Source organism: Streptomyces sp. NPDC059828, assembly GCF_042731955.1.
Lineage (GTDB): Bacteria > Actinomycetota > Actinomycetes > Streptomycetales > Streptomycetaceae > Streptomyces.
In genome coordinates this window covers 66,092-74,891 of the sequence record NZ_JBHWIW010000037.1, presented here as the reverse complement: position 1 = coordinate 74,891, position 8,800 = coordinate 66,092, and the positions used below count along the sequence as shown (strand labels likewise).

Sequence of the window (8,800 nt, the reverse complement as noted above, 5' to 3'; positions counted from 1 at the left end):
CCGACGGAACGTTCCGTCGGCGGGCGGCAGCCCTTTGCGGAAGACTCAGTGGATGATGCCGGTACGCAGTGCCACGGCCACCATTCCGGCCCGGTCGCCGGTGCCGAGCTTGCGCGCGATGCGGGCGAGATGGCTCTTCACGGTCAGGGCCGAAAGGCCCATCGATACGCCGATCGCCTTGTTCGACTGGCCCTCGGCGACGAGCCGGAGCACCTCCACCTCCCGCCCGGACAGCTCGCGGTAGCCGCCGGGGTGGCTCGGGGCGCCGGGGGGACGGCGGTGCAGCCGGGCGGCTGCCGAGCCGATGGGCGCGGCACCGGGACGGGTGGGATGTCCGAGGTTCGTACGGGTGCCGGTGACGACATAGCCCTTCACCCCGCCCGCCAGGGCGTTGCGCACGGCGCCGATGTCATCGGCGGCGGAGAGCGCGAGCCCGTTGGGCCAGCCCGCCGCACGTGTCTCGGACAGCAGGGTCAGCCCGGAGCCGTCGGGCAGGTGGACGTCGGCCACGCAGATGTCGCGCGGGTTGCCGACGCGGGGGCGGGCCTCCGCGATGGACGACGCCTCGATGACGTCACGTACTCCGAGGGCCCACAGGTGGCGGGTCACGGTGGAACGGACGCGCGGGTCGGCCACGACGACCATGGCGGTCGGCTTGTTCGGGCGGTAGGCGACCAGGCTTGCGGGCTGCTCGAGGAGAACGGACACCAGGCCTCCTGGAAGGTGGGGGACGGAGCCGGCTCGGGGGTGAAGCCGGGGCGAAACCGTGCTTGAAGGGTCACCACCTCTTCGGCAGCAATCTCGCGCGCCTTTAGAGAATGATCACGATTTGGTGAGTAACAATTCCGGCAATTCGGACACATGCGCGGTGTTGTGCGGTGCCGGGTGGGCTCTTGGGCGGGCGCCGGCGCGGCCGGTCTCGCGGCCGCGTGGTGGGCGCCGGGGTCTGCCGTGCGCGGGGGCCGCTGCGGTCTACCGCGCGTGGGGGCCCCGGCGCTGGGGGAGGGAGACCACGCCCGAGGAGGCGTCGGGGCCCGACGGGGGGAGGCCCGCGACCTGGCACAGGAGGTCGCACCAGGCTGCGAGGTGCGCGGCTGTGTCCGGGACGCCGTCGCGGCCCTCGAGCGGGGTCCAGGACGCCCGGATCTCGATCTGGGTCGCGGCGCGGCGCTCCGCCAGGGCTCCGAAGTAGTGGGATCCCGCCCGGGTGACCGTGCCGCCCGCCTCGCCGTGGAACAGGCCGCGCGCCTCCAGCGCGCCCGTCAGCCACGACCAGCACACCTCGGGCAGCAGCGGATCAGCCGCCATCTCCGGCTCCAGCTCCGCACGCACGAGAGTGACCAGCCGGAACGTGCCCTTCCATGCCTCGTGTCCCGAGGGGTCGTGCAGCAGTACGAGCCGACCGTCCGCGAGATCCTCGCCGTCGGAGACGACCGCCGCCTCAAGGGCGTACGCGTGCGGCGCGAGCCGCTGCGGCGGGCGGGTGTGTTCCACCTCGATCTCCGGCCTCAGCCGGGCGGCGGCGAACGCGTCCACCGCCTGGCGGAACGCCCGCGGGACGGCGTTCCGCTCCGCGTCGTCGGAATGATCGGAGAACTGTCCCTGAGCCGCAGCCATGCGGGGAAGAGTAAGCGGAACGCGGGCCGCGCGCAGGGAGGACACCCGGCCGGGCGTGCTGCTCGCGCCCACATGCGAAGATTCTGGGCGTGAGCGCCAACGACCTTCCCACGACTCCCGCCGCCCCGGATGCCACCCGGTCCGCGAGCCCGGCGGCCTCCGCCACCCGTGACTCCGCCTTCATCCGGGCGTGCAGACGTGAGCCGGTGCCGCACACGCCGGTCTGGTTCATGCGCCAGGCGGGACGCTCGCTGCCCGAGTATCTGAAGGTGCGCGAAGGCATTCCGATGCTGGAGTCCTGCATGCGGCCGGAGCTGGTCACCGAGATCACGCTCCAGCCGGTGCGCCGGCACAAGGTCGACGCCGCGATCTACTTCAGCGACATCGTCGTACCGCTCAAGGCCATCGGGATCGACCTCGACATCAAGCCGGGCGTCGGCCCGGTCGTCGCCGAGCCGATCCGCCGCCGTGAGGACCTCGCCCGGCTGCGCGAGCTGACCCCCGACGATGTCGCGTATGTCACCGAGGCCATGGGCATGCTCACCGCTGAGCTCGGTGCCACCCCGCTCATCGGCTTCGCCGGCGCGCCCTTCACCCTCGCCAGCTACCTCGTGGAGGGCGGCCCGTCCCGCAACCACGAGCACACCAAGGCCCTGATGTACGGCGACCCGGAACTGTGGGCCGAACTGCTCGACCGGCTCGCCGACATCACCGCGGCCTTCCTGAAGGTGCAGATCGAGGCCGGGGCGAGCGCCGTGCAGCTCTTCGACTCCTGGGTCGGCGCGCTCGCCCCCGCCGACTACCGGCGCTCGGTGATGCCCGCGTCCGTCAAGGTGTTCCAGGCCGTCCAGGGCTACGGCGTGCCGCGCATCCACTTCGGCGTCGGCACCGGGGAACTGCTGGGTCTGATGGGCGAGGCGGGCGCGGATGTCGTCGGCGTCGACTGGCGGGTCCCGCTGGACGAGGCCGCCCGCCGTGTCGGCCCCGGCAAGGCGCTCCAGGGCAACCTGGACCCCGCGGTGCTGTTCTCCTCGCCCGAGGCGATCGAGGCCAAGACCCGCGAGGTGCTGGACGCCGCGGCCGGGCTCGACGGACATGTGTTCAACTTGGGCCATGGTGTCCTGCCCACCACGGACCCGGACGCGCTGACCCGGCTTGTGGAGCACGTCCACACCCAGACCGCGCGCTAGACCCGAGGGGATCGTCCCGACGTGCCGCAAGATACCTCGACGCTTGCCCTGCCGCGCCAACGACAGGATCCGGCGCCGCCGCACATACCCGCGTCCCGGCCGGGACGGATCAATGCGCTGGACGGCCTGCGGCTGCTCGCCGCCCTGATGGTGGTGGCCTACCACTACATGGCACGAGGAGGGGGCTGGTCGGCCTCCGGCCAGGTCAAGTTCCCCTCCGCCTTCCCGTTCGCCGCCTACGGCTGGCTCGGGGTGGAGCTGTTCTTCCTGATCAGTGGCTTCGTCATCTGCATGAGCTGCTGGGGACGGTCGGTGGGTGACTTCTTCGTCTCCAGGGTGACCCGGCTCTACCCGGCCTACTGGCTCGCCGTGCTCGCCACCACCGCGGTGCTGCTGCTGGTGCCGGGCGGCCAGGATCCGCTTCCGTGGCCGGACGTGCTGACCAACCTGACCATGCTTCAGGAGCCGCTCGGGATCCGCATGGTCGACGGGGTCTACTGGACGCTCTTCGCGGAGCTCCGCTTCTACCTGCTGTTCGCGCTCGTGGCCTGGTGGGGCCTGACCTACAAGCGCGTCGTCATCTTCTGCTGCGTGTGGGCCGTGGCGGGCATCGCGTTCAGCAAGTCCGGCGACGAAGCCCTGCGACTCATGATCATGCCGCAGCACTGCTGGTACTTCATCGCCGGAATGGCGTTCTACCTGATGTACCGGTTCCGGCCGACGCTGCTGCTCACCGGGATCGTGCTCGTGTGCTTCGGTGCGGCCGTGCCGTCCGCGCGCGCCACCTGGAGCCGAACGCTCCGATACTTCGACGACCCGGTCCCGTTCTGGCCGGTCGTGGCGGTCCTCGTGGTGTGCTTCGCCCTGATGGGCCTCGTCGCCACCGGGAAGCTGTCGTGGATGAACTGGCGGTGGCTGGCGTACGCCGGGGCCGCCACCTACCCGCTGTACCTGCTGCACCAGAACATCGGCTGGGAGATCATCGGCGTACTGGAGCCGCACGTCCCGGCGTATCCGCTGATCGGAATGCTCGTGGTCGGCATGCTGCTGCTCGCCTACCTGGTGCACCGCCTGGTGGAGAAGCCACTGGCCCGGCCGCTGAAGCAGGGGCTGAAGCACGCCCTCGCCGAGCCCGGACGCCACCGTGAGGGCGCCTCGCGGCGGACCACGTCCTGAGCCCCGGCGGCCTGCCTGCTCCCGTGCCGGGCCAGGCAGGCCGGCCGCCGCCCACATGGAGGCCGGGGTCAGACACCGGCCTCCCGGACCGCCGCCACCGCCTTGCGCGCGGCGACCAGGACCGGGTCCCAGACCGGTGAGAAGGGCGGGGCGTAGCCCAGGTCGAGCGATGTCATCTGCTCCACCGTCATCCCGGCCGTGAGGGCGACCGCCGCGATGTCCACCCGCTTCGCGGCGCCTTCGCGGCCCACGATCTGCACGCCCAGCAGCCGTCCCGTGCGGTGCTCGGCGAGCATCTTGACCGTCATCGGAGCCGCACCGGGGAAGTAGCCCGCGCGGCTGGTCGACTCGACCGTCACCGTCACATGGCGCAGCCCCACCGCGCGGGCGTCCTTCTCGCGCAGCCCGGTGCGGGCGATCTCCAGATCGCAGACCTTGCTGACGGCGGTGCCGACGACCCCGGGGAACGTCGCATAGCCCCCTCCGACGCCCGCGCCGATGACCTGGCCGTGCTTGTTGGCGTGTGTTCCGAGCGGGACATGCCGCTCGCGGCCCGAGACGAGGTCCAGCACCTCGACACAGTCCCCGCCCGCCCAGACCTGCTCGTAGCCACGCACCCGCATCGCGAGATCGGTGAGCAGGCCCCCGTGGACCCCCAGTGGCAGGCCCGCCGCACGCGCCAGGGCCGTCTCGGGCTCCACACCGATACCGAGTACGACCACATCGGCGGGGTACTCGGCTTCCTCGGTGCTGACCGCGCGCACCCGGCCGTCGGGCCCGGTGAGGATGCCCGTGACGGGGGAGTCGTTGACGGTCGTGATGCCGAGCCCGTCCATGGCCTTGTGCACCAGCCGGCCCATGTCGGGGTCGAGCGTGGCCATGGGCTGCTCGCCCCGGTTGACCACGGTCACCTCGTAGCCGTGCTTCAGCAGCGCCTCGGCCATCTCGACGCCGATGTACCCGGCGCCGATGACCACGGCACGCCTCCCTGACGACCGGGACAGGGTGTCGAGGAGCGCCTGCCCGTCGTCCAGGGTCTGGACACCGTGCACCCCGGGCGCGTCGATGCCCGGCAACGCCGGGCGCACCGGCCGGGCGCCGGTCGCGATGACGAGCTTGTCGAAGTCCGTCCACGACTCGGTATCCGACTCCAGGTCACGGGATCTGACCCGACCACCGCGGGTGGCAGAGCCCCGAGGCGGGAGGTCGATCTCCACCACCTCGGTACGCATCCGCAGCTCGATCCCGCGCGCCCGGTGCTCGTCGGGGGTGCGCGCGACCAGTTCGTCACGTCCGGGGACGTCGCCGCCGACCCAGTACGGAATACCGCACGCGGAGTACGAGGCGAAGTGGGACCGCTCGAAGGCGACGATCTCCAGCTCCTGCGGACCCCTGAGCCTGCGGGCCTGCGACGCGGCCGACATGCCTGCCGCGTCGCCGCCGATGACCACCAGTCGTTCCATGGGGAACACGCTACGGGCGGAAGGCCGTTCAGTCCCGTTCAGCCTGCTGAGTCCGCTCGGGCTGCGTCGGCTGCCCGGGTGCGGCAGCGGGGCGCCGCCGCTGCCGCAGCGGCCGGATCAGCCAGCGCCAGACCGCGTACACCACCGCGAGCACCGCCGCGAAGGGTGCCACCGCACCGAGGACGAGACCGATCCAGTGCACCGTCGCCGCCAGCGCCTCCCAGCCGCCCTTCAGCGCGTCCAGGAATCCGGGGTCCTCGTCGTCGGCCACGGGCTCAGCGCCGTCCGGCTCGGACAGCTCCAGGGTGATCGTCGCCATCGCCGTACGGTCCTTCAGCGACGCCTGCTGGGCCAGCAGGGACTCCAGCTCGGACTGGCGCCTGCTCAGCTCTCCCTCCAGCGTGACCACGTCGGCGAGTTCGTCCGCCCGGTCCATCAGTGCCCGCACCCGGGCGACACTCGCCCGCTGGGTGGCGATCCGGCTCGCCACATCGACCACCTGGTCGGTGACGTCCTTGGCGTCCGCCTTGCGCGAGAGCAGCTTGCCCGAGCCCTCGAGCTCGGTGAGCAGCGAGGCGTAACGCTCCTGGGGCACGCGCAGCACGATGTGCGAGGTCACACGCGTGTCGTCGACGCGCTCGGTCGTCTCGTCCGCGACATGCCCGCCCGCGGCCTCGATGGTCGTACGGATCCGCGCCAGCGCCTTGGTGGCGTCCTTCACCTCCACGGACAGCCCGGCCGTGCGGATGATGTGCGTGCCCGCCGCCACGGGCTTCTTCGCCGTCCCGCCCTGCTGCGAGCCCGGGGCGGGTGAGGCGGCGGCGTATCCGGAATCGGCCGCCGGACCGCCACCGACCGCCGCCTCGGCCGCACCCGGCCTCGCCGCCGCCTTCGCGTCCGCGGTCGAGTCGCTGCCGGACGCGCTACAACCCGCGAGCGTGAATGCGGTGGTCAGCAGTGCCGCCGCGAACAAATGGCGCCGTACACGCATGTCGTCCCCCCAGGGTGGTGTTGACTGGCTGACGGTTCGACGTGCCGGACGGGGGAACGGGTTGCCGTTTCATGGTCCCGAAGCGGTCACGGTCGGGACTCATTACGGTCCCTGGCAGGCGGTTTGAGAGAGTGGACGCATGAACGCGGACGCGGACACCGAGACGTATACGGACACGGGCACACCTGCGGGAGAGCCGGGCCATGTCGTCGTCATCGGCGGCGGGATCGCCGGGCTCGCAGCCGCACACCGGCTGCTGTGCGAGGGCGTCCGGGTGACCTTGCTGGAGGCGTCCGACCGGCTGGGCGGCAAGCTCCTGGCCGGCGAGATCGCCGGCGCGCCCGTCGACCTCGGCGCCGAGTCGATGCTCGCCCGCCGTCCGGAGGGCGTGGACCTGGCCCGCGCCGTGGGCCTCGGCGACCGGCTCCAGGCACCCGCCACGACCACCGCGTCCGTATGGACCCGCGGCGCGCTGCGCCCGATGCCCAAGGGTCATGTGATGGGCGTGCCGGGCAGCGCCGAAGCACTGAGCGGGCTGCTTTCCGCCGAGGGCCTCGCCCGGATCGAAAGGGAGCGCGAACTGCCCCCGGCCGACCTCGGCGACGACGTGGCCATCGGCGAGTTCGTAGCCCAGCGGCTCGGCCGCGAGGTTGTGGACCGCCTGGTCGAGCCCTTGCTCGGCGGGGTGTACGCGGGCGACGCGTACCGGATCTCCATGCGCGCCGCAGTCCCCCAGCTCTTCGAAGCGGCCAGGGAAGCGGGCGGCTCCCTCCACGACGCGGTCCAGGCGATCCAGCGCCGGGCCGCCCAGCGGCAGGAGACGGGCCCCGTCTTCATGGGCATCGACGGCGGTGTCGGCACGCTGCCGTCCGCCGTCGCCGACGCCGTACGGGCCCAGGGCGCTGAGATCCTCACTGGGATCCCGGTGCTGGGCCTCGCCCGCACCACCGACCACTGGCTGATCCGCACCGAAGCGCGGCAGCTCACCGCCGACGCGGTGGTGCTCGCCGCCCCGGCCGGACCGGCGTCCACACTGCTCGCCGCCGAGTCCCCGGCGGCCTCAGCCGAGCTCGCCACTGTCGAATACGCCTCGATGGCGCTGATCACCCTCGCCTTCCGCCGCTCCGACCTGACCGGACAGCTCCCGGACGGCTCGGGGTTCCTCGTGCCGCCCGTCGACGGCCGCACGATCAAGGCGTCCACGTTCTCGGCCCGGAAATGGAGCTGGGTCGCGGACAGAGCACCTGACGTGTTCGTGCTGCGCACCTCCGTGGGCCGCTACGGCGATGAGGAGCCGCTGCACCGCGAGGACTCCGAGCTCGTGGACGTCTCGCTGACCGACCTCGGCGAGGCCACCGGACTCGCCGCCCGGCCGGTCGCCACCGAGGTCACCCGCTGGACGGGCGGTCTGCCGCAGTATCCGGTCGGCCATCTGGGCCGGGTCGCCCGTATCCGTGACGCGGTGGCGAAACTCCCCGGGCTGCGGGTGTGCGGGGCGGCATACGACGGTGTGGGCATCCCCGCCTGCATCGGCAGCGGGCGACGCGCCGCGGAAGAGATCATCGCCACGGCCCCCCTGGTGCGGGGCACTGCCCGGGACGGGCGAGAATAGCCCTATGAGTGCGCCCGAAAAGATCCCGAACGCCGGTAAGAAGGCGAAGGACCTCAACGAGGTCATCCGCTACACCCTGTGGTCAGTCTTCCGGCTGCGCGACGTACTGCCCGAGGACCGGGTCGGCTACGCCGACGAGGTCCAGGAGCTGTTCGACCAGCTCGCAGCCAAGGACGTCACCGTTCGCGGCACGTACGACGTGTCCGGACTGCGCGCCGACGCCGACCTGATGATCTGGTGGCACGCGGAGACCGCGGACCAGCTCCAGGAGGCCTACAACCTCTTCCGCCGCACGCGCCTCGGCCGTGCCCTCGAGCCGGTGTGGTCGAACATGGCCCTGCACCGGCCCGCCGAGTTCAACAAGTCGCACATCCCTGCGTTCCTCGCCGACGAGACGCCCCGCAACTACGTCTCGGTGTACCCGTTCGTGCGCTCGTACGACTGGTACCTGCTGCCCGACGAGGACCGCCGGCGCATGCTCGCGGACCACGGCAAGATGGCCCGCGGCTACCCGGACGTGCGCGCCAACACGGTCGCCTCGTTCTCGCTCGGCGACTACGAGTGGATCCTCGCCTTCGAGGCCGACGAGCTGTACCGGATCGTCGACCTGATGCGCCATCTGCGGGCCTCCGAGGCGCGGATGCACGTGCGTGAGGAGATCCCGTTCTACACCGGGCGGCGCAAGAGCGTGGCGGAGCTGGTGGCCGGGCTGGCCTGAGCCGCCGCCGAATGACCGGGGGTGCCCCATGGC

8 protein-coding genes are annotated in these 8,800 nt (G+C 71.8%); 4 read left to right on the top strand and 4 right to left on the bottom strand.

Features of this window, described 5'->3' with window-relative positions:
- Nucleotides 1–45: 45 nt before the first annotated feature.
- Both ACFV6V_RS21960 and ACFV6V_RS21955 read right to left on the bottom strand, forming a co-directional pair.
- Nucleotides 46–708, bottom strand: coding sequence for a response regulator transcription factor (locus tag ACFV6V_RS21960; RefSeq protein ID WP_242330499.1), 663 nt, complete (start codon nucleotides 706–708; stop codon nucleotides 46–48).
- Nucleotides 709–972: 264 nt separating this feature from the next.
- Nucleotides 973–1,617 (bottom strand): DUF3000 domain-containing protein, encoded by a 645-nt coding sequence (locus ACFV6V_RS21955; protein WP_385567513.1) that lies wholly within the window; start codon nucleotides 1,615–1,617, stop codon nucleotides 973–975.
- 89 nt (nucleotides 1,618–1,706) lie between these two features.
- Between ACFV6V_RS21955 and hemE the strand changes: the two genes are divergently transcribed.
- The gene (gene hemE / locus ACFV6V_RS21950; protein ID WP_385567512.1) at nucleotides 1,707–2,807 is read left to right on the top strand and encodes a uroporphyrinogen decarboxylase; all 1,101 of its coding nucleotides are present in this window, start codon (nucleotides 1,707–1,709) and stop codon (nucleotides 2,805–2,807) included.
- 21 nt (nucleotides 2,808–2,828) lie between these two features.
- The gene (locus ACFV6V_RS21945) at nucleotides 2,829–3,983 is read left to right on the top strand and encodes an acyltransferase family protein (RefSeq protein WP_385567509.1); all 1,155 of its coding nucleotides are present in this window, start codon (nucleotides 2,829–2,831) and stop codon (nucleotides 3,981–3,983) included.
- Nucleotides 3,984–4,051: 68 nt separating this feature from the next.
- Here ACFV6V_RS21945 and ACFV6V_RS21940 read toward each other — a convergent pair whose 3' ends face one another.
- Nucleotides 4,052–5,446 carry an FAD-dependent oxidoreductase gene (locus tag ACFV6V_RS21940; protein WP_385567508.1) on the bottom strand — a complete coding sequence of 465 codons (1,395 nt, stop codon included), beginning with the start codon at nucleotides 5,444–5,446 and terminating at the stop codon, nucleotides 4,052–4,054.
- Between the two features lie 28 nt (nucleotides 5,447–5,474).
- The gene (locus ACFV6V_RS21935; RefSeq protein ID WP_385567505.1) at nucleotides 5,475–6,437 is read right to left on the bottom strand and encodes a DUF4349 domain-containing protein; all 963 of its coding nucleotides are present in this window, start codon (nucleotides 6,435–6,437) and stop codon (nucleotides 5,475–5,477) included.
- A 139-nt stretch (nucleotides 6,438–6,576) separates the two neighbouring features.
- On the opposite strand from ACFV6V_RS21935, the gene hemG reads away from it, so the two are divergent.
- Nucleotides 6,577–8,049 (top strand): protoporphyrinogen oxidase, encoded by a 1,473-nt coding sequence (gene hemG / locus ACFV6V_RS21930; protein ID WP_385567502.1) that lies wholly within the window; start codon nucleotides 6,577–6,579, stop codon nucleotides 8,047–8,049.
- A 4-nt stretch (nucleotides 8,050–8,053) separates the two neighbouring features.
- Nucleotides 8,054–8,767, top strand: a complete 714-nt coding sequence (gene hemQ / locus ACFV6V_RS21925) for a hydrogen peroxide-dependent heme synthase (protein WP_385567499.1) — start codon at nucleotides 8,054–8,056, stop codon at nucleotides 8,765–8,767.
- The last annotated feature ends 33 nt before the right edge of the window (nucleotides 8,768–8,800 follow it).

Excerpts from the sequence above, each read along its gene's own strand:
- ACFV6V_RS21955 (WP_385567513.1), bottom strand. The coding sequence starts at position 1,617 with ATGGCTGCGGCTCAGGGACAGTTCTCCGATCATTCCGACGACGCGGAG.
- ACFV6V_RS21940 (WP_385567508.1), bottom strand. The coding sequence starts at position 5,446 with ATGGAACGACTGGTGGTCATCGGCGGCGACGCGGCAGGCATGTCGGCC.
- ACFV6V_RS21935 (WP_385567505.1), bottom strand. The coding sequence starts at position 6,437 with ATGCGTGTACGGCGCCATTTGTTCGCGGCGGCACTGCTGACCACCGCA.
- hemG (WP_385567502.1), top strand. The coding sequence starts at position 6,577 with ATGAACGCGGACGCGGACACCGAGACGTATACGGACACGGGCACACCT.
- hemQ (WP_385567499.1), top strand. The coding sequence starts at position 8,054 with ATGAGTGCGCCCGAAAAGATCCCGAACGCCGGTAAGAAGGCGAAGGAC.